Source organism: Halomicrobium sp. HArcht3-1 (assembly GCF_058933345.1).
On sequence record NZ_JBZYDM010000004.1, the window covers coordinates 208,359 to 231,369 of the forward strand.

Annotated in this window: 25 protein-coding genes; 15 read left to right on the forward strand and 10 right to left on the reverse strand. The window is 64.4% G+C overall.

What is annotated here, in order from left to right; all coding sequences use genetic code 11:
* Positions 1 to 17: 17 nt before the first annotated feature.
* The gene (locus tag AC5FRW_RS08620; protein ID WP_493568034.1) at positions 18 to 869 is read right to left on the reverse strand and encodes a hypothetical protein; all 852 of its coding nucleotides are present in this window, start codon (positions 867 to 869) and stop codon (positions 18 to 20) included.
* A gap of 59 nt (positions 870 to 928) precedes the next feature.
* On the opposite strand from AC5FRW_RS08620, the gene AC5FRW_RS08625 reads away from it, so the two are divergent.
* Both AC5FRW_RS08625 and AC5FRW_RS08630 read left to right on the forward strand, forming a co-directional pair.
* The gene (locus AC5FRW_RS08625; RefSeq protein WP_493568035.1) at positions 929 to 1,675 is read left to right on the forward strand and encodes a hypothetical protein; all 747 of its coding nucleotides are present in this window, start codon (positions 929 to 931) and stop codon (positions 1,673 to 1,675) included.
* A 54-nt stretch (positions 1,676 to 1,729) separates the two neighbouring features.
* Complete coding sequence (locus AC5FRW_RS08630) at positions 1,730 to 2,017, forward strand: hypothetical protein (RefSeq protein ID WP_493568036.1); 288 nt, start codon at positions 1,730 to 1,732, stop codon at positions 2,015 to 2,017.
* 5 nt (positions 2,018 to 2,022) lie between these two features.
* On the opposite strand, the gene larC is transcribed toward AC5FRW_RS08630, so the two are convergent.
* Positions 2,023 to 3,366: a nickel pincer cofactor biosynthesis protein LarC gene (gene larC, locus AC5FRW_RS08635; RefSeq protein WP_493568037.1), complete on the reverse strand. Its 1,344-nt coding sequence runs from the start codon at positions 3,364 to 3,366 to the stop codon at positions 2,023 to 2,025.
* 127 nt (positions 3,367 to 3,493) lie between these two features.
* Positions 3,494 to 3,904: a universal stress protein gene (locus tag AC5FRW_RS08640; RefSeq protein ID WP_493568038.1), complete on the reverse strand. Its 411-nt coding sequence runs from the start codon at positions 3,902 to 3,904 to the stop codon at positions 3,494 to 3,496.
* Positions 3,905 to 4,115: 211 nt separating this feature from the next.
* Between AC5FRW_RS08640 and AC5FRW_RS08645 the strand changes: the two genes are divergently transcribed.
* On the forward strand, positions 4,116 to 6,338 hold the full coding sequence (locus AC5FRW_RS08645) for a CDC48 family AAA ATPase (RefSeq protein WP_493568039.1): 2,223 nt from the start codon (positions 4,116 to 4,118) through the stop codon (positions 6,336 to 6,338).
* A 39-nt stretch (positions 6,339 to 6,377) separates the two neighbouring features.
* On the opposite strand, the gene AC5FRW_RS08650 is transcribed toward AC5FRW_RS08645, so the two are convergent.
* A complete protein-coding gene (locus AC5FRW_RS08650) occupies positions 6,378 to 6,947 on the reverse strand; it encodes a J domain-containing protein (RefSeq protein ID WP_493568040.1) in 570 nt (189 codons plus the stop codon).
* Positions 6,948 to 7,007: 60 nt separating this feature from the next.
* On the opposite strand from AC5FRW_RS08650, the gene AC5FRW_RS08655 reads away from it, so the two are divergent.
* The gene (locus tag AC5FRW_RS08655; protein ID WP_493568041.1) at positions 7,008 to 7,211 is read left to right on the forward strand and encodes a hypothetical protein; all 204 of its coding nucleotides are present in this window, start codon (positions 7,008 to 7,010) and stop codon (positions 7,209 to 7,211) included.
* A 76-nt stretch (positions 7,212 to 7,287) separates the two neighbouring features.
* On the opposite strand, the gene AC5FRW_RS08660 is transcribed toward AC5FRW_RS08655, so the two are convergent.
* Both AC5FRW_RS08660 and pyrF read right to left on the reverse strand, forming a co-directional pair.
* Positions 7,288 to 7,923, reverse strand: a complete 636-nt coding sequence (locus AC5FRW_RS08660) for a sensor domain-containing protein (RefSeq protein ID WP_493568042.1) — start codon at positions 7,921 to 7,923, stop codon at positions 7,288 to 7,290.
* An 88-nt stretch (positions 7,924 to 8,011) separates the two neighbouring features.
* The gene (pyrF, locus tag AC5FRW_RS08665) at positions 8,012 to 8,875 is read right to left on the reverse strand and encodes an orotidine-5'-phosphate decarboxylase (RefSeq protein WP_493568043.1); all 864 of its coding nucleotides are present in this window, start codon (positions 8,873 to 8,875) and stop codon (positions 8,012 to 8,014) included.
* A 152-nt stretch (positions 8,876 to 9,027) separates the two neighbouring features.
* Here pyrF and AC5FRW_RS08670 point away from each other — a divergent pair, with 152 nt between their 5' ends.
* Positions 9,028 to 9,510 carry a hypothetical protein gene (locus AC5FRW_RS08670; RefSeq protein WP_493568044.1) on the forward strand — a complete coding sequence of 161 codons (483 nt, stop codon included), beginning with the start codon at positions 9,028 to 9,030 and terminating at the stop codon, positions 9,508 to 9,510.
* Between the two features lie 42 nt (positions 9,511 to 9,552).
* Here the strand turns inward: AC5FRW_RS08670 and AC5FRW_RS08675 are convergent, their stop codons facing one another.
* Complete coding sequence (locus AC5FRW_RS08675; RefSeq protein ID WP_493568045.1) at positions 9,553 to 9,909, reverse strand: DUF7993 family protein; 357 nt, start codon at positions 9,907 to 9,909, stop codon at positions 9,553 to 9,555.
* Positions 9,909 to 10,349 carry a DUF2240 family protein gene (locus tag AC5FRW_RS08680; RefSeq protein WP_493568046.1) on the reverse strand — a complete coding sequence of 147 codons (441 nt, stop codon included), beginning with the start codon at positions 10,347 to 10,349 and terminating at the stop codon, positions 9,909 to 9,911. Before AC5FRW_RS08680 ends, AC5FRW_RS08675 begins: the two co-directional genes overlap by 1 nt.
* Positions 10,350 to 10,443: 94 nt before the next feature.
* Here AC5FRW_RS08680 and AC5FRW_RS08685 point away from each other — a divergent pair, with 94 nt between their 5' ends.
* The 3 genes from AC5FRW_RS08685 to ppk1 all read left to right on the forward strand — a co-directional run bounded on the left by AC5FRW_RS08685 (position 10,444) and on the right by ppk1 (position 14,373).
* Positions 10,444 to 10,815, forward strand: coding sequence for a 30S ribosomal protein S8e (locus AC5FRW_RS08685; RefSeq protein ID WP_493568047.1), 372 nt, complete (start codon positions 10,444 to 10,446; stop codon positions 10,813 to 10,815).
* A 338-nt stretch (positions 10,816 to 11,153) separates the two neighbouring features.
* Positions 11,154 to 11,855, forward strand: coding sequence for a metallophosphoesterase family protein (locus tag AC5FRW_RS08690; RefSeq protein WP_493568048.1), 702 nt, complete (start codon positions 11,154 to 11,156; stop codon positions 11,853 to 11,855).
* 1 nt (position 11,856) lies between these two features.
* Positions 11,857 to 14,373, forward strand: coding sequence for a polyphosphate kinase 1 (gene ppk1, locus AC5FRW_RS08695; RefSeq protein ID WP_493568049.1), 2,517 nt, complete (start codon positions 11,857 to 11,859; stop codon positions 14,371 to 14,373).
* A 65-nt stretch (positions 14,374 to 14,438) separates the two neighbouring features.
* On the opposite strand, the gene AC5FRW_RS08700 is transcribed toward ppk1, so the two are convergent.
* Together AC5FRW_RS08700 and AC5FRW_RS08705 are read right to left on the reverse strand one after the other, a co-directional pair.
* Entirely contained in the window at positions 14,439 to 14,765 is a 327-nt protein-coding gene (locus AC5FRW_RS08700) for an ArsR family transcriptional regulator (RefSeq protein WP_493568050.1), read from the reverse strand.
* 268 nt (positions 14,766 to 15,033) lie between these two features.
* Entirely contained in the window at positions 15,034 to 16,032 is a 999-nt protein-coding gene (locus tag AC5FRW_RS08705) for a PhoU domain-containing protein (protein ID WP_493568051.1), read from the reverse strand.
* Positions 16,033 to 16,334: 302 nt separating this feature from the next.
* On the opposite strand from AC5FRW_RS08705, the gene AC5FRW_RS08710 reads away from it, so the two are divergent.
* From AC5FRW_RS08710 to AC5FRW_RS08740, 7 genes are all read left to right on the forward strand, one after another.
* Positions 16,335 to 17,441 (forward strand): PstS family phosphate ABC transporter substrate-binding protein, encoded by a 1,107-nt coding sequence (locus tag AC5FRW_RS08710; RefSeq protein ID WP_493568052.1) that lies wholly within the window; start codon positions 16,335 to 16,337, stop codon positions 17,439 to 17,441.
* Positions 17,442 to 17,504: 63 nt separating this feature from the next.
* Positions 17,505 to 18,599, forward strand: a complete 1,095-nt coding sequence (pstC, locus tag AC5FRW_RS08715) for a phosphate ABC transporter permease subunit PstC (RefSeq protein ID WP_493568053.1) — start codon at positions 17,505 to 17,507, stop codon at positions 18,597 to 18,599.
* On the forward strand, positions 18,596 to 20,197 hold the full coding sequence (gene pstA, locus AC5FRW_RS08720; RefSeq protein ID WP_493568054.1) for a phosphate ABC transporter permease PstA: 1,602 nt from the start codon (positions 18,596 to 18,598) through the stop codon (positions 20,195 to 20,197). The genes pstC and pstA overlap by 4 nt, the downstream gene beginning before the upstream one ends.
* Positions 20,190 to 21,104 carry a phosphate ABC transporter ATP-binding protein PstB gene (pstB, locus tag AC5FRW_RS08725; protein ID WP_493568055.1) on the forward strand — a complete coding sequence of 305 codons (915 nt, stop codon included), beginning with the start codon at positions 20,190 to 20,192 and terminating at the stop codon, positions 21,102 to 21,104. The genes pstA and pstB overlap by 8 nt, the downstream gene beginning before the upstream one ends.
* Position 21,105: 1 nt before the next feature.
* Positions 21,106 to 22,161 carry a PhoU domain-containing protein gene (locus AC5FRW_RS08730; RefSeq protein WP_493568056.1) on the forward strand — a complete coding sequence of 352 codons (1,056 nt, stop codon included), beginning with the start codon at positions 21,106 to 21,108 and terminating at the stop codon, positions 22,159 to 22,161.
* A gap of 158 nt (positions 22,162 to 22,319) precedes the next feature.
* Positions 22,320 to 22,649 carry a hypothetical protein gene (locus AC5FRW_RS08735; RefSeq protein WP_493568057.1) on the forward strand — a complete coding sequence of 110 codons (330 nt, stop codon included), beginning with the start codon at positions 22,320 to 22,322 and terminating at the stop codon, positions 22,647 to 22,649.
* 47 nt (positions 22,650 to 22,696) lie between these two features.
* Complete coding sequence (locus AC5FRW_RS08740) at positions 22,697 to 22,822, forward strand: hypothetical protein (RefSeq protein WP_493568058.1); 126 nt, start codon at positions 22,697 to 22,699, stop codon at positions 22,820 to 22,822.
* The last annotated feature ends 189 nt before the right edge of the window (positions 22,823 to 23,011 follow it).

Below are 23,011 nucleotides of genomic sequence, written 5' to 3' on the forward strand. Positions count from 1 at the left end.
ACTACGAGCAGCCCCGTCTAAACGCTGGCGACCTCGCGCCGGTCGAGGAATCGACCGAGCGCCCGCGCGACCGCGTCTGGTGCCGTTAGATCGTCGAGCGCGAATCGGAAATCGACACGCCGGGGACGGTGACAGACGATCGCGTTGCCGGTTCGCGTGTAGCTGTCGAAGCGCTCCCAGACGTAGAAGCGCCGGAAACCGCCACGTTCGACGACGAGACCGGACGGTGTCACGGCGTAGTCCTGTTGCTGGCCGTAGCCTGTGATCGCGGCTCCGGCCGCGACGAGGAACTGGCCCGGAAACCAGAACTCCGCCTCGATGGCGAGACCGCCGGCGAAGCTGGCGGCCCCGGCGATCATCAACACGGCAGCGAGCCAGTCGCGGCGACGCTTGGCGTCGGCAGGCCAGCCGGCGGTCCACTCGCAGTCGGCTCCGACGGTGTCGAGGAGGGTTTTGATGTACCGGCTCCGAGCCATCACCGCGAGCAGGACTCCAGCGAGAGCAGCGATAGCACCGAGGAAGAAGCTGACGACGGCCACCGCGCCCACGGCCGGCTGGAGGACGAACAAGCCCACAGAGAACGCGATCCCGGGCAGGGGAAGCAGCCATCTGCCGGAACGCCCTCCGAGTCGAACTGCACCGCCTTCGACGGACCCGACCGCCCACGTCACGCCGCCGGTGACGACGATACCCGAGACGAGGAAGACGCCGTACAGCGTCGCTGCGTCCGAGACGCCGACCGTGACCGCGCCGAGCAGAACGACCGGGACGACCAGCAACGCGACGTACAGGCCGACGGCGAGCCGAAACTCCGGGTCGGGGGAGTCGAGCGGAAGGGGTGGGACCGAACGGGACGCGGCGTTCGACATATCCGGCTGTTGATGGCCCGACAGTAAATACTTGCATACACACCGACAACAGACAGCTAGTGATCGTCGTCGCCACGGCAGACTTCGAAGTGTATCACGGGGTGGTCGGAGAGCTACGGGATCGCGGCCTCACCTTCACCACGATCGAACCCGGCGACGAGATTCCCGAGGGGACGACTATCGTCGTGACCGCCACCGGAGAGTCCTACGATCCGGTAGGCGTCGACGTGGTCCGGGCCGATCCCGACGAGCCACGCCGGGCCGTCGACGAGGTCGCTGCGCTCTTGCGTGGCGGCGACGGCAAACTGATCGTCGGGATCGACCCCGGCGAGCGGCCGGGGATCGCCGTTTGCTCCGGCGAGATGATCGTCGCGGCGTTTCAGGTGCCGACCGATCAGGTCGCCGCGGCCGTCGAAGAGGAGATCGCAGACGCGGTCGACCCGCTGGTGCGGATCGGCGACGGCGCGCGACTGCTCGGGTCTCAGATCATCGACGATCTCGACGACGTGACCGTCGAACTGGTCGACGAGACCGGGACGACGCCGTATCTCGGGACCGGCGCGCGCGGGATGGGCGACGTACTCGCCGCGGTCAACATCGCTCGTATCGAGGGCGAAGAGATCGAATCCCGGCAGATCGACCCGACTGCGGGCGAACTCAAGCGGATCAAGCAGCGCTCACGAGAGCAAAGCGACACGAACCGGGCCATCGGTGAGGGGCTTGCCCGGCGGGTCGCCGACGGCCAGCTGACCATCGAGGAAGCGCTGGCGAAACACCGCGGCGAAGCGTCGTCCGACGAGGAGTAAAACGGTGATCGGCAACTCGAAATCCATTTCCGACAGCCACAACAGCGCCGAATCATGCGCCCTCCACTCGGTGCGACACTCCGGTACGCAGTCAAGCGGAAACTGCTCGTCCTCTACGGCGTCGTCTTCGTCGGACTGGTCCTTCGTCGCTGGAACGTGCTCGAACCGTTTTTCTTCCTCTTTACACTGCTCCCACCCGTCGTCTGGCAGCCGCTGTTTGGCGTGTTCGGGTTCCTGACGGAGATCATCGGGTTCGTCCTCGCGGCGATTGGCATCGTCGCGATCGGAAAGACAGTACTGGACGACTCACTCGCGACGCACAGACAGCGCCTACAGCCCTGACGGCGTTACCGAACCTCGTCTTCCGCTCGGCGTAGCACGTCGCGAACCGGGACAGTCGTTCGTTCGGCCACGGCGAGGGCATCGTCGTACTCCCCGCTCACGTCGAAGACGGTACCGTCGGTGTCGCTGGCGACTTTCACGTCGACATCGTAGCACTCGCCGTCGATCTCGACGCTCGCGGTGACGATCTCGCGCTCTGCGATCCAGCGGTGGCCCGCGCTGTGTTCGCGCACGCCCAGCGTCCCGGTCTCCTCGGCGAGTCGGCGGGCGACGCGCTGGCTGTCCTCGGGCTTGCAGATCACCTTCACGAGGTGGCCGGGCCGGGACTTCTTCATCGTCGCCGGCAGGATCGACACGTCACGCGCCCCCGCGTCCTGGAGGCGCTCTTGCAGGCCACCCAGCACCTCCGGCGTCGCGTCGTCGAGGTTCGTCTCCAGTACGGTGATCTCGTCGCGTCGAAGCCCGCCGCCACCGTCGCCGACGATCACCCGCAGGACGTTCGGCCGGTCCTCGAAGTCGTAGCCGCCGGCACCGTAGCCCGACGCCTCGATCTGAAGTTCCGGGAGCGTGTCGACGCCCTCGGCGACGTGAGCGAGGATCGCCGCACCGGTCGGTGTCAACAGTTCCGCCTCGACTGGCCCGCCCGAGAGCGACCAGTCGGCCCGCTGAGCGATCTCGACGACCGCCGGTCCCGGCACGGGATAGGTCCCGTGGCTCATCGAAACGGTGCCCCCGCCGGCCGAGAGCGGCGTCGTGACGATGCGCTCGACGCCTAGATCGTCCAGCAGCAGGCAGACGCCGACGATGTCGGCGATGGCGTCGTCGGCCCCGACCTCGTGAAAGTGCATCTCGTCGAGCGTCGTGTCGTGGACCGACGCCTCGGCCGCGCCGAGGATCTCGAAGATCGACAGTGCGTCGCGCTCGACGCCAGTGGGGAGATCCATCCCCTCGACGATCTCACAGACTTCGTCGTAGGAGCGTGACGGGCCGTGTCCCTCGGCAGGCGTGTCGTGACTGTGATGGTCGTGACCTGGGCCGTCGCCGTGATCGTGACCGTCGCCGTGGCTATGGGAATGGCCCTCACCATCGTCGTGGCTGTGTGAGTGACCAGCACCATCGCCGTGGCTGTGGTCCTGTGCCGGCACCTTCGACGGCCCGTCGTCGGTCAGGACGACTGCGACGCTGGTCGCCCCGATCCCGTGTTCCATCGTCTCGGTGACTTCGTACCGGACCGGTAACGCCGCCTCGACGGGGGCGAGTGCGTCCCGGTCGGCACCGGCGGCCAGCAGGGCAGCCAGCAGCATGTCGCCGCTTGCGCCCATCCGGCCGTCGAACGCGAGTGTTCGCATAGTGGGACGATCGGGACGCCACAAGAAAAACGCCGCGAAGCGTCCTATACGAATTATTGTCGATCGTTACCGGATCGACCGCACGACGGCGGGCGGTCGACCGAGAAAACTGCGGCGATATTCCGTATCAACCCCGGACGACGTGTACGTCGTAGCTCTCGTCGGTCGCGTCACCGACCGGGACGACGACCGACTCCTCGTCGTCGCCGACGAACAGGACAGTCGCGTCCACGTCGCTCGCGGTCTGGCGCACTTCCTCGGAGAATCCGCCCGCTGGCGAGTGTGCGCTCACGTCGGTGTAGCGCAGTTCGGTGTCGTCGGTCGCCTCCTCGATCTTGCGTTCGAGGTCCTGCGTGACCGTCTCAAAGGGGAACTCGTCGTCGGGGTCGACCCACTGGCGGCGTTCTGCGTAGCTGTTGCCGGTCGGGATGTAGCTGACTGCGACGACATCGCGATCCAGCGCCGTGCCGTACTCGACTGCGCGGTCGAGTGCTGCACGGGCCGGCGACGATCCATCGTACGGAACGAGAAACACCATATCTGCGGCTTTCGCGGCCAGCCCTATGAAAGCTACCACCACGGCAAGCTGTACCATGCAGTGGATACCGTCGAGGCACAGGCCCAGAAACCCGGTCGAGAGTGGTGTGGTAATCCATGACATAAGTACCTGCCGGACGAACAGGGGACCGCCGGTAGCATAAAGCATATCTCCGGCGACAACAGACTTCAGGTATCCCCGCAGACTAACTATGAACGAGGTTCAACTGGAGGTCGCGAAGGCGTACCCGAACGACTCGGGGCGCGGTATCGCTCGCCTGGATCCGGACACGCTCTTGCATCTCAAGCTCTCGCCCGGCGACATCATCGAGATCGAGGGAAGTGACAAGACGGCTGCGAAAGTGTGGCGTGCCGATCGACAGGACTGGAACACCGACACAGTGCGTATCGACGGCTTCACGCGCCAGAACGCCGATGTCGGGATCGGCGAGCGCGTCACGATCCGCAAGGCAGAGGCAGAGAAAGCAGACAAACTCGTACTGGCACCGCCCGAGGAAGCCAGCGTGCAGTTCGGCTCTGACGCGGCGGGAATGGTCAAGCGCCAGATCCTCAAGCGGCCGGTCGTCGAGCGCGATATCGTGCCCGTCATGTCGAGCACGAACCACCCATTCATGCGCTCGCCCGGGCAGGCGATCCCGCTGATCGCCGTCGAGACGGAGCCGGAGGGCGTCTGTCTCATCACCGAAGACACCGAAGTCGAGCTTCGGGAAGAGCCGATCAGCGGCTTCGAGAAGACCGGCGGCGGCATCACGTACGAGGACATCGGCGGTCTCTCCAGTGAGATCCAGCGGGTCCGCGAGATGGTCGAGCTACCGATGAAACACCCTCAGATTTTCAAGAAACTGGGGATCGAGCCACCGCAAGGTGTGCTCCTGCACGGCCCACCGGGCACCGGGAAGACCCTGCTCGCCAAGGCCGTCGCCAACGAGACCTCTGCCAGTTTCTTCTCTATTGCCGGCCCGGAGATCATCTCGAAGTACTACGGTGAGTCCGAACAACAGTTACGCGAGATCTTCGAGGACGCCAGCGAGGAGTCGCCCTCGATCATCTTCATCGACGAACTGGACTCCATCGCGCCCAAGCGCGAGGACGTGACCGGCGAGGTCGAACGCCGCGTCGTCGCCCAGTTGCTGACGATGATGGACGGCCTCGAATCGCGCGGACAGGTCATCGTCATCGCCGCGACGAACCGCGTCGACTCGGTCGACCCGGCACTGCGTCGCCCCGGTCGCTTCGACCGCGAGATCGAGATCGGCGTCCCGGACGAGGTTGGCCGCGAGGAGATCCTCCAGATCCACACCCGCGGGATGCCGCTGTCCGACGACGTCGCGCTCTCGAAGCTGGCGACCGAAACGCACGGCTTCGTCGGTGCCGACATCGAGAGCCTGACCAAAGAAGCCGCGATGAAGGCGCTCCGGCGCTACCTCCCCGAGATCGATCTGGACGAGGAGGACATCCCGCCGAGCCTGATCGACCGGATGATCATCAAGCGTGAGGACTTCCGCGGGGCCTTGAACGAGGTGAGTCCGTCGGCCATGCGCGAGGTCCTCGTGGAGCTACCGAAGATATCGTGGGACGACGTTGGCGGTCTCGACGACGCCAAAGAGCAGGTCCAAGAGTCCGTCGAGTGGCCGATGAACAGCCCCGAGAAGTTCGAGCGCATGGGCGTCTCACCACCCTCGGGCGTGTTGCTGTACGGCCCGCCCGGCACCGGAAAGACGCTGATGGCGAAAGCCGTCGCCAACGAGACCGACGCGAACTTCATTTCGGTGCGTGGCCCGCAACTGCTCAGCAAGTGGGTCGGTGAATCCGAGAAGGCCATCCGCCAGACCTTCCGCAAGGCCCGGCAGGTCGCCCCGACGGTGATCTTCTTCGACGAACTCGACTCGCTGGCCCCCGGTCGGGGCGGCGAGGTCGGCAGCAACGTCTCCGAGCGCGTCGTCAATCAGCTCCTGACCGAACTCGATGGACTCGAAGAGATGGAGGACGTGATGGTGATCGGCGCGACGAACCGGCCGGACATGATCGATCCGGCACTGATCCGCTCGGGGCGCTTCGACCGTCTCGTCATGGTCGGCGAACCCGACGTCGAGGGCCGCGAGCAGATCCTCAAGATCCACACCGACGACACGCCGCTGTCGCCGGATGTGAGCCTGCGCGAACTCGCCGAGATGACCGGCGGGTTCGTCGGCTCCGACCTCGAATCAATCGGGCGCGAGGCCGCCATCGAGGCCCTGCGCGAGGACGACGACGCCGAGATGGTCGAGATGCGCCACTTCCGCAAGGCCATGGAGAGCGTGCGCCCGACGATCACCGACGACATCCGCGACTACTACGAGCAGATGCAAGACGAATTCAAGGGTGGCGGCGAACCCCAGCCCAGCCAAGGCGGCGGCCGCATCGGCTTCCAGTAGGACCCCATCTTTTCCCCGAGCGCTCTCGAAACCGCGAGACTAGTCACTCAGGCGTTCGTAGGCTTCCTTGACTTCTTTGAAGGACTGTTCGTCACCGCCGTCGGTGTCGGGGTGGACCTCTTTGACTTTCTCGCGGTAGGCCGACTTCACCGTCGACTGGTCGGCGCTCGGATCGAGGCCGAGGCGCTGGTACGCCTGGGCCGCGGTCGGTCCGTCGCTGGTCGACGGTGCCCTGTTTGTCCGCTGGCCGGCCCGTCTGCGACGCTGTTGGCGCTGTTGCTCGGCGCGTTGTCTGGCCTGCCGGGCGCGTCGACTTCCACCGGCGGCCTCCCGTGCGGTCGCGCCACCACGCGGTGGCTCCCACTCCTCACGCGGACCGGCACCCGTCCGGCGACGGCCGCCGTCGACGCGGGCCTGTCGCTCGACACGTCGGTAGACGCGTGAGGCCATCCGCCCGCTGGCGTGATAATAGACGAAGTACGTCGCCGCGCCAAAGGCCAGCGCGACGAAGATGACCGCCGGGTTCGACACCACCGCAAGCACCGTCAACACGACTGTCAATCCACCGAGAACCGCTGCCAGACCCGTAGTGAGACGGTCGTACTGCACACCTGACGTTTGGGGTGGACCACCGTAAGCCTCTCGCCGCCGGGCGTGCTACATTGTCGCATGAGCGTCACCGGCCTGTGTGAAATCTGTGAGAACGCGACCGCAGAGTACGGCTGTCACCTCTGTGGACGGCAGGTGTGTGCCAAGCACTTCAGCGAGACCGAGAACATCTGTACGGCCTGCCTCGGCGAGCGTGGGAACCAGCCCGGAGAGCGGACCGATCCCGACGAGATGCCCGACGGCGTCGACACCTACGAGTTCTGACGGGTGAGCGCCGAGCGCGCCAGTGGGGACCGGGCGGCAGGGCGGATCGGGTGAGGAGGGGAGCGTCAGCGGGACCTTACGCCTCGCCCGCGCCGAGCAGCAACTCGGTGTAACGGGCGAGTGCGCGGGCGGCAAGGTTGAACACGTGGAGGGAGACGAACGCCAGCAGGATGCCGGCCACGGAGGCGGCCATCGCTTCGGGGAGGGTGTCGATGACCACGTTCGGGCCGAGGTTGTACGCCGCGCCGGGGTGGTCGTAGACGAGGGGCGCGGCAGTCAGGACCGCCGACAGCGTTGCGGCCGTGACCAGCGCCGTGAACGCGGCGATGCCAACGACGAACTTCGAGAGCAGGTACACGACGGCGAGGTAGCTCCGGGGGGAGAGCACCAACCGTTTCGCGTACTCGGTGAGCGTCTCCTCGTTGGGACTGGGCGTGTCCATCGATACGTCGGCACCGAGCAGGCCGCGCGCGAGTCGCGTCTCGATGTCGGCGACGGCGACCGCCATGGCGAGGACCGCCACGAGGATCGGTGCCCCGACGAGGATCGGGAGGGTGCTCACGCCCGCCGCGCCGCCGCCCCAGAGGAGCGTGAAGTAGAGGATGCCCAGCGGGAACGTCAGCGCCAGATAGGCGAGGTTGCGATACGTTTGTTCGTCGGTTGCGACGCCGAAGAAGCGCCGGAGACCAGTTCGAGCGGGATGGGTCGTCATGCTGCATCCGAACTGTGGCACCACACCACCCTATAAATGAGACCACAGTTTCTCGGGCGGAACGTGGCCCAAAGATTTATATATTAATTCAGTCCCGGTACTGGTTCAGGCGGTCCTTGAGTCGCTTTGCAGCCTGCCCCGCAGCCCGGAAGTAACCGTCTTCGTCGGGTTCGCCGCGACCGGCGTCCTCGCCGGCGAAGATGATCCCGCGCGAGGAGTTGACCAGTCCGACGTCGACACCGGACTGTGCGTGGTCCGGCGACGAGTCGTGCTCGCCTCGCTCGGCCAGTCCGTGCTCGACGGCCGCCTCGGCGTCGCCACCTTGTGCGCCGACTCCGGGGACGAGGAAGGGGAGATCGGGGACCACGTCGCGAATCTCGGCGAGTTCGTCGGGGTTGGTCGCGCCGACGACGAGCCCGACGTTGCCCCGCTCGTTCCACGTCGACGCGATCTCGGCGACGCGTTCGTACAGCGGCCCGCCCGCGGCGAGTTCGAGGTCCTGCAGGTCCGCCCCACCGGGGTTGGAAGTCCGACAGAGGACGAACACGCCTTTGTCTTCGCGCTGGAGGAAGGGCGCGAGCGAGTCCCCGCCCATGTAGGGATTGACCGTGATCGCGTCGGCGCGGTCCAGCGCTGTCGCGTACTGGCGCGCCGTGTTGCCGATGTCGCCGCGCTTGGCATCCAGCAGGACGGGCACGTCCTTGCCGTGGGCGTAGGCGATGGTCTCTTCGAGCGCCCGCCAGCCGTCGGCGTCCTCGTAGAAGGCGGCGTTGGGCTTGTAACAGGCGGCGTACTCGTGAGTGGCGTCGATGATGCGACGATTGAACGCCCAGCGGGGCAGATCGGCGTCGGCGACACAATCGGGCAGTCGATCCGGGTCGGGGTCCAGCCCAACCGAGACGACGCTGTCGACGGCCGCGATGCGCTCGCCGAGTCGGTCGAAAAAGCTCATGCACGTGCACGCGAGGGCGACCGATACAAGCGTTTCCTTCCAACTCGGCCAGTAAGCCCCGTTCGCGTGACTTTCTCGACGACGGTGGGTCCGATTACCAGGTTTGATAAATAATCCAGCGGCTATAAGCCACTGGGTTTCGTGCCCCCGGCATGGACCGCTCGCTCGACGTTGAGCACGTCGCAGAACAGCTCCCTGATCTCGATGCGGTACTCGACGACACGCGGTTGCGCCCGGTTGGACTCGTCGGTGGCTTCTCGCTCGTGCTGTTTGGTGCCTTGCTCGGCATTCCGACGGTCGATAGCTTCTGGAGTTCCGTCGTCTCCGGCGTCCTCGTGTTCGTCGGCGTCCCGCTGTTCTCGCTCGGGCTTGCCGCACCCGAATCCGACGACGAATCCGATCTGTTCACCCTCGGTATCGACCTGACGTACAAACAGCGACGCATCGTCGCCATCGGCTCGCTGCTGGTCGTCTTCTCGCCGATCACCGTCGCGGTTCTGGGGCCGGTCGTCGGCTTCGAGATGAGTGTGTGGCTCGCGGCCGCATCGCTCGCCATCCTTGGGTCCGTGCTCATCCTCACCGGCTTTATCGCCTGGACCTCGCGCACGCTGGTCGAAAAACCGGTCTCCCGATAACGATCCGGGCGCTTCAGGGTTCGATCAGCCGAGCGCTTTTTCCTATCGAAGCGTCTCGATCAGCAGGTCGACGGCACCTTTCACTGCGGCCCCGAACTCGATTCGAACCGTGAGACCGTCGTCGTCACGCTCGACGGCGAGGCCATCGGACGGCTCGAACGAAGCCGGTCGCGAGCCACGGATCGAGAGGACTGCCGCGTCCGGGTAGACGGTCACCGTTCCGATCCGGTCGCCGTCGACGGCGATTCCGTATGCTTCGGTGCCCTCGGGCGACGGTTCGACATCCGGCGTCGCGTCGACCACTTCGACGCGGTCCATCGGCGGCGTCTCGATTCCGGTCAGTTCCGAGGCCAGCAACTGTGCGATCCGCTTGCCGTTCGTGATCCTGTCTTCGACCATCAGAGTTCACCCCGCGCGTGCTCGGCGAACTCGCTCACGTCGACGCCCTGCCGGCGGGCGTACACCACGGCGGCGGCTTCGAGGGTGATGCCGAGGTCGCCTTGCAGTCGATTGATCGCTGCGACGGCCTCCTGTTTCTGGCCGCCGTGCTGGACGATCGCATCGAGCACGCGCTCGAACGTCGAGCGTGCCCGCAGGATCGACTCCTCCGGAGCGAACTCCTCTGGAATCGACACCGAGGCGGGGTCGAACGTCGCCACGAGGTCGCCGTCGTCCTGCTGTATCAGCCCCTCACTTGCGGCCACGTCGACGAGACGCTTTGCCTGATCCGGCGAGAACCAGTCTCGGTCGAGCGACAGCGCGACGACGAACTCGCTCTCGCCGAGTCGGTCGCTGCCCTCGGTGGCGAACGGTGCGGCGACGGCACGACGGAGACTCATCGCTCTCCCGTGGCAGCGGCGAGCGTATCAGCGTGACGGTCGCCGGCGAGTCGGCATCGAACGCTTCAAGTAGTCGCTGTGCCATCGATTCCGTATGAAAGATCAGGGACGCTCCACACGCAAGCGAACCGGCGGCCGCGTCCGCCCGTCGCGAAACAAGCGAAAGTACGAACTGGGCAACGAGTCCACCGAGACGACCGTCGGCGATCAGCAACTCAAGACCGTCGACGCACGCGGCAACACGGAGAAGTTCCGCGCCGTCACGTCCGACGTGGCGAGCGTCGCAGACGGCGACTCCGTCGTCGAGGCGACCATCGAGGACGTCGTCGAGAACGCGTCTGACCCGAACTACGCCCGCCGAAACATCATCACCAAGGGCGCGATCATCCAGACGAGCGAAGGACAGGCACGCGTCACCTCCCGCCCCGGTCAGGACGGGCAGGTCAACGCCGTTCTCGTCGAGTAACGACTCGGCACACTCGATCAGTCGCGACCCACTGGTCGCACATCTCGTCCCGGCGAGCGTCTGCTCCCGAGACCGAGATACCGCTCGTGAGTGTCCCCGACAGCTCTTAGCGACCCTTTTGGGGAGTGTCGCCGACCGGTAACGGACGTGTCGGTCGCCCAAGTGCCAGCGAGACGCGATGTCAGCGCTCGAACGACGCCACTCGAACGGGTCAGAGCGCTTATCAATACAATTCTATACCAGTACATATCCCTATCGAGAAGTATTATAAACCCGTTACAAAGGCCCTCTCGTCCTGACGCGTACGAACAACGGCAGTCCGCATAACGGATTCACCTATGACAGCAAACCTATCGTTTCGGGAGACAGTCGCAGACCAGCACCGACGGATCGACGTGGACCGATGGGACGACGTGTACGTCGTCGGCGACGTCCACGGCTGTGCCGAAACGCTCGAACGATTGCTGGCGAAGTTCGACAACGGTCGGACCCTGTTCGTCTTCGTCGGCGACCTCGTGCGGAAGGGACCAGACAGCAAGGCCGCGCTCGACCTCGTCCGGGAACGCGACAACCTCGTCAGCGTCCGGGGTAACAACGAACAGAAGTTGATCGACGGCCGGAAATCGATCGATTCGCTCTCCGAGGACGACCTCGCCTTCGTCGAGTCGATGCCGCTGGTCATCTCCTGGGACGGGTCCCTCGTCGTCCACGGGGGGATCGACCACCGCAAGGCACTCGCCGAACACACCGTCGAGGAACTGCTGAACAACCGTTCGCTCGTCCCCGACGGGAGCTACGACCGACCGTACTGGTTCGAGAAGCGCGACTCGGGCCGGACCGTCTTCTTCGGTCACACGGTGCTTGCCCGTCCGTTCGCGACCCCCTGGGCCGTCGGCCTCGACACTGGCTGTGTCTACGGCGGGCAACTGACGGCCTATCGCTGTTCGACCGGCGAGTTCGTCTCGGTCGAACCGCCCGCGACGTACGTCGAACGCAGCGACGACAGCATCGTCGATCCCCAACCGACCGTGGTGAACTGAGATGACAGACGAGGCCGACCGCGACGACACGCTGGCGACCGACGATATCGGGATCGAACCCTTCGAACCGGACGCCGACGTGGATCTGCAAGATCCGGAGCTGTATCTCAATCGCGAACTGAGTGAACTGGCGTTCCAGCGGCGGGTACTCCACGAGGCAGAGGACGACCGGACCCCGCTGCTCGAACGCGTGCGCTTCCTCTCGATTTTCACTCGGAACATGGACGAGTTCGTGATGAAGCGCGTCGGCGGACTGAAACAACAGATCGAAGCCGGCGTCACCGACCGGACGCCGGACGGACGGACGCCACAGGCACAGTGGGAGGCGATCCACGACAGGATGGAACCGATGTTCGCCGCCCAGACGGCCTGCTACCGCGACGTGGTGCGACCGGCGCTGGCCGACGCCGGCATCGAGATCGTCGACTACGACGACCTCGCGGCGAGCGAGCGTGACGAACTTCGCGGGTACTTCGAGGACTCGGTGCTGCCGACGCTCACCCCGCTGTCGTTCGATCCCGCCCATCCGTTCCCCTTCATCTCGAATCGGTCGCTGTCGCTGGGGATCATGACCCGGCAATCACCGAGCGACGAACTCACCTTCACGCGTGTGAAGATTCCGCCGAACCGACCGCGCCTGATCGAGATCGACGACAGCGGCCGATTCGTCCGTATCGAGGCGATCATCCGCGAGAATCTCGATCTCCTCTTGCCCAACGTCGAGATCGTCGACACCGCCCTCTTTCGGTTGACGCGCAACGCCGAAGTGCGACGCAACGAGGAGGTCGCAGAGGATCTCATCGACATGATCGAGGAGGTCATCGAACAGCGGCGGTTCGCTTCTGTCGTCCGACTGGAGATCGAAGCAGACGCACACCCGCGCGCACTCTCGACGCTGCAGGAGCAACTGGACCTCGACGACCGGGAGATCTACGAGCGCGAGGGGCCACTTGACTACCGCGACTTCGACATGCTGCTCGATCTCGACCGGCCGGACCTCAAGCGCGAGCAGTGGACACCCCAGCCACATCCGCAACTGACGGCCACCGACCGAACGACGATCGGCGAGCACACGACCGAACAGCAGAGCGTCTTCGAGCAGGTGGGTAAGACAGACATCCTGCTCCATCACCCCTATCACGACTTCAGACAGACCGTGCAGGCGTTCCTCGACGAGGCCGCCTCCGACCCGAACGTGCTGGCGGTCAAAGCGGCGATCTATCGGACGACGAGCGACTCGCAGGTGATCCAGTCGCTGATCGACGCCGCCGAGAACGGCAAGCAAGTCGCGGTGATGGTCGAACTCAAGGCTCGCTTCGACGAGCAGAACAACCTCGAATGGGTCCGCACGCTCGAAGAACACGGCATCCACGTCGCCTACGGCACCATCGGACTGAAGACCCACACCAAGACCGCGCTCGTCGTCCGAGAGGAGGACGACGGCGTCGAACTGTATTCTCACGTCGGGACCGGGAACTACCACTCCGGGACCGCCAAAGGCTACGTCGACCTCGGACTGTTGACCGCGGACAAGGACATCGGACAGGACCTCGTGAAGGTGTTCAACTTCTTCACCGGTCCCTCGCTGGACGAGCAGTTCCGAAAGCTCCTGATCGCACCCGTGACGATGCGCGAGCGGTTCACCCGCTATATTCGGCGAGAGGCCCAGCACGCCCAGGCGGGCCGGCCGGCCCGGATCGTCGCGAAGGTCAACGGACTGGAAGACCCGAAGATCGTCGAGGAACTGTATCGGGCGTCGATGGCCGGCGTCGACGTGGACCTGATCGTCAGGGACATCTGTCGCTTGCGTCCCGGCATCGAGGGGGTCAGCGAGAACGTCGACGTGTACAGCGTCGTCGGGCGCTTCCTCGAACACTCGCGGATCTTCTACTTCGAGAACGGCGCACGCGCCGACGACGGGGGCGAGCCGCGCTACTTCATCGGCAGTGCCGACTGGATGACGCGCAACCTCGACTACCGGGTCGAGGCGGTCACACCGGTCGAGGACCCGACGATCCGGCGACAGCTCAAATTCATCCTCGAACTGACGCTTGCCGACAACCGTCAGGTGTGGGAGATGCGCTCGGACGGCAGTTACGAACAGCGTCGACCGGGGCCGGACGAAGCCGAGCGCAGCACACAGGCGACACTGATGGCGCAGACGCTCGAAGCCGCCGAACGCGACGATCCGGTCCCGGGGCTGACGAGTCCGTACCCGGTCGAGGGCGACTTGCTCGTGACGGGCACGGACCACGACGCAGCGACGGCAGAGACCGAGACGGAGGAATCCCAGACGGCGACGGACGGTTCGACGACTCCTGCGTTCGACACCGACGGGACGACTCCAGAGGCCGACGGCGGCGTGATGGGGCCACTGGAGCAGTACAGCGAGCACTGGTACGAACCCGACAGCAAGACCTACGCGTACGCCGTTCGGACGCCCGACGGTGATCGTGCCTACCGAAAGACGGCAGAAGGTGCCGCCTCGGTGCTGCGGCGACACTACGGTGACGAGTGAGAGAGTGATCCGCGGTTGATTGCAGCTGCTGCTCAGTAATCTGGGGAATGATCGATATCCCGGTTTTAAATCCAGCCATCCGGGAGTTCATCTCGGTGGTTGTCGATTAGTTCAAGTAACGGTTCGATTTCGTCCCACTTTGGCCCCTTACTAATATCGTTCTCACTACGGTTCCACGTGATATATCCCATCGCTTTGAGTTTCGGTAGATGTTTGTGGACCATTTCGGTTTCAAGTACGTCTGGCTCACCATTCTCGGCAATCAAATCAAGCGGGTCGTTGTCTTCATCATCCTGTGGATTATGATCGAGAAGTGCGAGTAGCAACTGTCGTCGATAGGGGTCTGCAAGAGCAGCAATAGCCGTATCAAAACCGGACTGCGTAGCTTTCATATACTTGTCCTGTCGAACGGCGCTCACATATGACTGCGACATGGCATACCAAGCACGGTGTTCAAACACTCCCAGTATTATTGGCAGTTGGTCAGTCGCCAGACTGTACTGACCACTGAAAGACCAGCATTCACGCGAACGAGCGGTCCGGAGGACCCGGTGAATTGCCCAATTCACTCGGTCGAGCAGCGCGAGATCGAGACGTTTTGACAGGCGCTCCGCCCTGTCTCACGGAGCCGCCGAAGGCGGCGAATAGGCTGGTGGTGATTCACGGCCGCGGTGCTGCTTTCTGGAGGGCGCTCTCGGCGATGTTGCCGCCGTAGTCCGCCGTCCGCGAGAGCGAGTCGACGACGAGTCCAAGGACCTGTGCGCTCTGTGGGTCGGCTTCGCGGACCTGCTTGTCGACGTCGCGGGCGAGATCGTCGACGGCACGGATGTTCCCTCGGGCCTCGTTTGCGAGTTCGGTCGCCTCGCCGGAATCGTCGGCGAGCAGCGCCTCCATCGCGGTTTCGGGCACGGTGACGGCTTCACCCTGTAGCTCTCGGAGCTTCGTTGCGGTCTCGCCGCTGATGGCATCGATCTCCAGTGAGAGGTCGGCGATCTTGGTCGCGTGGTCGGCGATGCGTTCGAGCTGTCGGGCGCTGGACTGATAGTCGAAGACAGTCTCGCGAGGGAAGCCGATGTCCGTGGCGGCCGTCGGATTGCGAAGCACGGTGCGGAACACGCGCGAGACCATGTACCAGAGGCGGTCCACGTCCTCGTCGCGCTGTTTCACGTCCTCGGCGAGGTCGTCGTCGTCCTCGATCAGCGCCTCGATGGCGTCTTCGAGCATCGTCAGCGAGACCAGTTGCATCCGCGTGATCGCGTTGTGAACCGACAACTCCGAGGAGTCGAGCAGGTCCTGCAGGACGACCCGGTCGGAAGTCTCCTCGATCACTTCCAGTCCGACGAGACCCTGCACCGCGTTACGGATGACACGGCGCTGTTCGGCCGAGATGCGCGCTGTTTCGAGCGTGATCACGTCGAAGCCGCTGACGTACATCGTCATGACGGCCCGAGTCAGTTCGTGGTCTTCTTCCAGTCCACTGATGTCGAGTGTTCCCTCCACTCGGTCGTTCTCACGTCGCGGTGAGAGCAAGAGGAGATCTTCTTCTGCGTGAAACTCGACGACACTGCCGGCACTCACGTCGTTTGCAGTAGCCCACTCCTTGGGCAGCGAGACAGTGTACGTCGAGCCACCCGTCACCTGCACCTTTCGCGTCTCCATGTCGCCCCATCGACCCTACTCCAACATAAACCCATGGGGAACTATATAGCGACGGTCGCGTGATCCCTATATCGTTCGCAGTGGTTCGCTTCGATCAGCTAAAAGCTGCTTTCAACTACAGATACTCCGATAAATCGCCGATTAAACCTGTCACCCGTGAGACGGCTACCCGTTCATATTCGTTGTTCACCCCAAGAAAATATACGTGCATCTCAGTACCAAATATATAGATATATAGATTACGTATCTATTTGTATTCTTCATAGTAGGATATTTACCCACCCCAGAGTACGGTTCAGATGATGACAGCGGACTCGAACGGAACGCTCTCGCGTCGACGGTTCGTGGTAAGCACAGGGGCAGCGGGCGCGGCGGCGCTCGCTGGCTGTTCACAGAACTCCGGGAGCACTGGTGAATCGACTGACGATGGGGGATCGAGTTCGGACGGCACGGACACGAGTGTCCTGACAGGCGACGGTTCCTCGACCGTGTTCCCGATCACGAATGACGGGGCGAGCTACTGGAATTCAAACCCGGAGACTGGTGACGGGGACTACTGGCCCCAGGAGTGGGCCGACCAGTACGAGACCGACCAGCGCCTGGCCGACTACTTCGCCAGTCACTACGGCTACGAAGCGACGGGCGAGCGCTCGAGTCCCGCCTTCCGCGTCTCGATTGCACTGTCTCACTCCGGGACCGGTATCGAGGGAGTCATGGAAGAGCGCGTCGATCTCGGGAACTCCTCCGCTCCGGCAGAGGCAGAACTCTCCGGCAGCGACGTCAGCGACGAGGAACTGGACAACTTCACCGACCACGTCGTCGGCGTCGACGGCCAGCCGATCGTCGTTTCCCGTGAGATCGCGGAGGCCGGCGTCGAGTCGATCACGCTCGATCAGCTCAAGCAGATCTACCGGAAAGAGATCACCAACTGGAGCGAAGTCGGCGGTCCGGACCGCGAGATCCTCGCGCTCGGGCGCGCCGAAGGGTCCGGGACCGACACCGCATTCCGGAACAACGTCTACGGCGACCCCGAAGCGTCGATCAGCCCCGACCAGCGCTTCGGTCAGAACCAGCAACTCCAGCAGACAATCGGCCAGGCCGACAACGCTATCGCCTACATCGCGCTCGCGTTCGTCGAGCCGGACGGCGCAACGCCGCCGATCGGCCTCGAGATCGACGGAACACTCTACGAGTACGGCAACAACCTCGGCGCACAAGAGTACCCGCTCTCGCGTGACCTGCACGCCTACACGTGGGAGGACACCTCCCGCAAGGAAGCGGCCTTCCTGAACTTCGTCCTCTCTGACTTCGGCCAAGAGCAGTTCGTCGCCGGCAACAACTACTTCAAGCTCCCCGAGGACCGCCTGGAAGCCCAGCGAGAGAAGGTCTCCCCCGACAACTACGAGTGAGGTTCCCGCAGTCGGGCCGAACAGAAACTAACAATTACCCCGAACGCACTACTCGATTCAAGGATGCTCCAAGTACTGCTCGACGGCGCTGACTTACGACAACGCGCGCGGGACTACCGGTCCCGGACCGAGGACGGAGCAATCCTGATGCACGGTCTCGTCGCGTTCTGGCTCCTTCTCACCTTCTTGCTCTTTTTCCTCGGCTCACAGTGGACGGTCCTCCCCGCCATCGGCTTTCTTTCGACGATCGGCTACGGCTGGGTTCGCTACCAGGCCGAGGCTGCCAAGGGACTGACGTTTCTGACGACGATCATCACGGTTGCGATTCTGGCGTTAATCATCTCGTTCCTCCTGTTGCGCTCGCTCCCGGTCGTCGGCCAGATGGGTCTCGATCTCCTCTTCAAGACCCAGCCAGTCGACTCGCTGTGGGGCGGGAACGGTGGCCGAATCTGGTCGCTCGCCCCGATGATGGTCGGGACGGCGATCACGACCGTCATCGCGACGATCATTGCCGCGCCACTGGGCATCGCCGGCGCGGTGTTTATTTCCGAGATGGCACCAACCCGCGTCCGCGAAGTCGTCAAGCCCGGCATCGAACTCATGGCCGGTATCCCCTCGATCACGTACGGGTTCATCGGCCTGACGATCGTCAATCAATACCTCTACACCGAATTTCGCACCCCAACGATTGGCAACTACTTCGCCGCCGGCATCATGATCGGCATTATGGCGCTGCCGACCATCGTCACCGTCGCTGAAGACGCCCTCTCGACCGTTCCTGAATCGATGAAAAGTGGGTCGCTGGCGATGGGGTCGACCGAGTGGCAGACCACCAAGTCAGTCACCATCCCCGCCGCTCTCTCCGGTGTCTCCGCTGGGATTCTCCTTGGAATCGGACGTGCGATGGGTGAGACCATGGCCGCGACGGTCATGCTTTCCCACACCAAGGGCTTCCCGACTCCCTTTATCGACGTGTTCGGCCGCTACGGCGAGACACTCACCACAGTGATTGCCTTCGAGGGCGGCAACGCCAGTGGCCTCCAGATGAGCGCGCTGTTCGCCGGCGGCGTCGTCCTCTTTTTCATGGTGATGGTCCTCTCCGTGACGTCCCAGTTCGTCGAGTGGCGCATGCAGAAGAAACTACGAGGTGACCAATGAGCAACGTCCAGTCCACGGCACTCCAGAGCGGGGAATCGACCACGAGCGAACTGGCTGCCTACGGCATCCTTGGCGTGAGCTTCGTCGCCTTCGTCGCCTCATGGGCACTCATCTTCCAGTGGATCGACGAGACCGCCACCGTCGGCGGCGTGTCGATCCTCAAACTGCTGGGCGCGGGGTTGCTCATTACCGCCGTCGGCCTCGTCGCTATCGGCGTCGCCTCTCGACTGGAAGCCCTCGACACGACGCCCTCTGACACGGCCGGTTTCACCGTCGGCGTCGTCTTCGGCCTGCTGTGGTCCGTGCTCGGCGCGCTCGTCGCCACGACGTTCCTCGGCGCTGGCACCGTCGTCTGGATCCCGGCAGCACTGTTGTTCGGCGCGATCGGCAGCGTCGCCGGCGTTCTCCCCCGCGAGGACATCGGCTCGACAGTTCCAGTCGCCGTGATCCTCGCCCTGCTCGGCGGGGCGATCGCGCTGGGTCAGATCAACGCCGGCTGGACCTGGGAACCCGAGTGGTCCTCGGCGATCTTCCCCGGGAGCGAACTCGTCCCCGTCGTCGTCATCTTCGGCACCCTGCTTGCCGCCTGGAGCGGGGCGAAAGCCAAGGAGGGCTTCGGCGCGCAAGGTCGGGAAGCCGGCGCGTTCGCGCTGATCGGCACCGTCGTCTTCGGGATGCTCGCGGTCCTCTTGCTGCTGATCGGTTTCATTGTCGTCAACGGACTGAAGACGATGCTCACCGGCGCGTCGCTGCTGGGCGGCACACTCTCGCTCTTTGGCCTGTCGCTGCCGTGGCCGTCGTTCCCGTTCCTGACGAACGTCACGGGCGGACTGTTCGTCGAGATTCCCGGTGTACTGCCGGCGACGATCGGGACGCTGTGGCTCGTCTTCGGCGCCGTCCTCTTCGCGGTCCCGCTGGGCGTCGGCGCGGCTGTGTTCCTCACCGAGTACGCCGAGCGCGGCCGCTTCACCCAGGTCGTCGAAGTGGCGACTAACGGCCTGTGGTCGACCCCGAGCATCGTCTTCGGCCTGTTCGGGCTGGCCTTCCTCGTGCCACGGATCAGCGGCGGCAACTCGATCATCGTCGGCCAGCTCGTGCTCGGGTTCATGCTCCTGCCGCTCGTCTTGATTACGAGCCGAGAGGCGATTCTGGCCGTCCCCGACGAATATCGCGACGCGAGCGCGGCGCTTGGCGTGACGAAGTGGCAGACGATCCGGTCGGTGGTGGTGCCGGCGGCGATGCCCGGCACGATCACGGGCGTGATCCTGGGCGTCGGTCGGATCGCCGGTGAGACCGCCCCGCTCTTGCTCGTGTTCGGTGGCGCGCCCTACCCGAGCAACACGCCGAACGTGCTGGGATCGTTCCAGCTGACGCCGAATCCACCGTTTATCACCAACGAGGCGCTGCTGTCGCCGGCCAGCGCGCTGCCCTACCAACTCTATTCGACGATCACCGCCGGCGTGTTCCCCAAGGATATCTTCACGAACCAGGAGTTCGGCTGGGGGACCGCGCTCGTACTCTTGCTGGTGGTGATCGCGCTGTACGCCATCGGCGTCGGCAGCAGACTGTACTTCAGGAGGAAACTACACCATGAGTGATGCACAAATCGATCAGACCGAAGCCGAGACCGGAGCAGCGAGCGAGCAACTGACCACCAGCGGCGAGTCCCAAGAAGAGGTCAAGACGGAGTGGCGCGACTACGACTTTGCGGGCCGGCCGAAGCTAGCCGTCGAGGACCTCGACGTGTACTACGGCGACGACCACGCGCTCAAGAGCGTCTCGATGGACATTCCCAGCGAGAGCGTGACGGCGCTGATCGGTCCCTCCGGCTGTGGGAAATCGACGTTCCTGCGGTGTCTGAATCGGATGAACGACCGGGTGAAGACGGCCCGGATCGACGGGTCGGTCGCACTCGACGGCGAGGAGATTTATCAGGACGGCACGAACCTCGTCGAGCTTCGCAAGCGCGTGGGGATGGTGTTTCAGGCACCGAACCCCTTCCCGAAGTCGATCCGGGACAACATCTCCTACGGCCCGCGGAAACACGGTGACATCAACAAAGGGCTGCTGGCGCGCCTGCTGGGCCGGGACGACACCGACGAAGAAGACGAACTGGTCGAGCGGACGCTGAAACAGGCGGCGCTGTGGGACGAAGTGAGCGACCGCCTCGACGACAACGCACTCGGTCTCTCCGGCGGGCAGCAACAGCGGCTGTGTATCGCTCGTGCACTGGCGACCGATCCCGACGTGCTGTTGATGGACGAGCCAGCCTCCGCACTGGACCCGATCGCCACCGCCAAGATCGAGGATCTGATCGAGGAACTCGCGGAAGATTACACCGTCGTCGTCGTCACTCACAACATGCAGCAGGCCGCCCGGATATCCGATCAGACGGCCGTGTTCCTCACTGGCGGCGAACTCGTCGAGTACGACGACACGGACAAGATCTTCGAGAACCCCGAGAGCCAGCGCGTCGAGGACTACATCACCGGCAAGTTCGGGTAACATGGACTCGCGCAAGATCCAGACCGTCGGCGGCGGCACCTACACCGTGTCACTGCCCAAGGCGTGGGCCGAGGCACAGGACCTCGACGCCGGATCGACCGTCGACCTTCACACGCACGTCGACGGTGTGCTGGTCGTCGAGGCACGGGAACCGGACGACGCGACCGATCCGATCAGCGTCACCGTCGCCGACGAGTCGCCCGACACGCTCGAACAGACGCTGCGGGCGGCCTACGCGGCCGGCGTCTCCGCGATCCGGTTCGAGACGACGGACGGCTTCGAGAGCCAGCAGCGCCAGCGGATCGAGGCGGTCGCCCGGAACATGACTGGCGTTACCGTGGCCGAGGAGTCGACCACGCAGGTGACCGTCCAGACGATGCTCGATCCCAGCGAGGTGTCGATCACACAGTCGGTCCGTCAGTTGTCGTTCGTCGCCCTGTCGATGCACCGCGACGCGACGGGGCTGCTCTCGAACGGCGGGGCTGGCGACCTCGCCGACAGAGACGAACAGGCGGACCGACTGGCGGCGATGGTCGACCGTCACTTCGGTCGCGGTATCGACCGTCTCGACGAGGTCGATGCGCTCGGCCAGCGCCGGCCGGAACTGTTCGAACTGTGGATCGCGGCTCGCGAACTGGAGCGCGTCGCCGACCACGCAGAGCGGATCGCGACGGCGGCCACGGCGGTCGAGCAGCCGGACCCAGCGACTGTCGACTCGCTCTGTGATCTCGGTGCTGACGCCCGCGCCGTCGTCGAGGACGCGGTACAGGTCCTCATCGACGATGCCGGCGTCCAGACCGCCCGAGAGGCGCTGGCGGCGCGTGACCGAGTTCGCGAGCAAGCCACAGTGATCGAACGCGAGCACTTCGACGCCGATGGGACGGACTATCGGCTCGTTCGCGTCCTCGACAGTCTCGTTCGAACGGCCGAACACGGCGGTAACGTCGCCGAGACGGGGCTTCGAGCGGCCATCCGAAACGGTGCGATCGTCGATTCGATCACCACAGAGAACGTCGAGGGCAACTCCCTCGACACCGCTGCGGACACGAGCGGGTGAGTTCGATCATCTCGATACCGTCGTGATACCGTCAAAACACGACACTTTCGCCGTCGATCTCGCGTTCGAGTGACGGGGCGTGCGTACCTGCCGTCGAAACCGCCACTGCTGGACGACTGTGGAAACACTTTTGACGCATCTGCCCTTCGCTTGCCAGTATGTCCGAAGACGAGCAGCAAGACGCGGACGGTGTCGCCGTATCGATGGAGATCACGGGCCAGTACGAGGACGTGGTGTCGAAACTGAAATCCGAACAGAGCCGCCCGGACGCGCTCGCGCCGCTTTCGTCCGATCTGGAGACGCTGCTTGACACCGTCAAGCGGATGGGCGGTGGCACACGCAGTGCGATCGCCGACGAACTGCCCGGCGAGATGGCCGCCGAGTACGACGCCGCGGCCGTCGTCGAGACGATGCAGGTGCTCGAACGCTACGATCTGGTGGTCCTCGAAGGCAACACCTGGAAGCCCGGCCCCAGAATCGAGGAGTGAGCCTCGACGCCAGAGGATACAGGTAGTCTCGGCACGTACGACCGGCTATGAGCGAGACAGCAGCCGACGCCGACGGACTCCCGTGGTACCTCAAGGTGATCATGCTGATCGCGGCGCTGGTCGTCCTCTTTATCCTCGTCGTCGATCTGGCGACGTTCGCCGGACAGGTGTAGACCGCACGACCGACCGAGGTGAGCGGCGTTCGACCGTCGTACCAGGCCGCCTTTCGGCGGTCGTAGCGTGTGACATGATCGATTCGAGCGCGCGACGACGCTTGCTCGACGGTACCGCGGCCGACCGATCGTGACGGTTCGACGGGTGAACCACACGACGTTTGGGCGCGTACCGAGTACCGGACGATA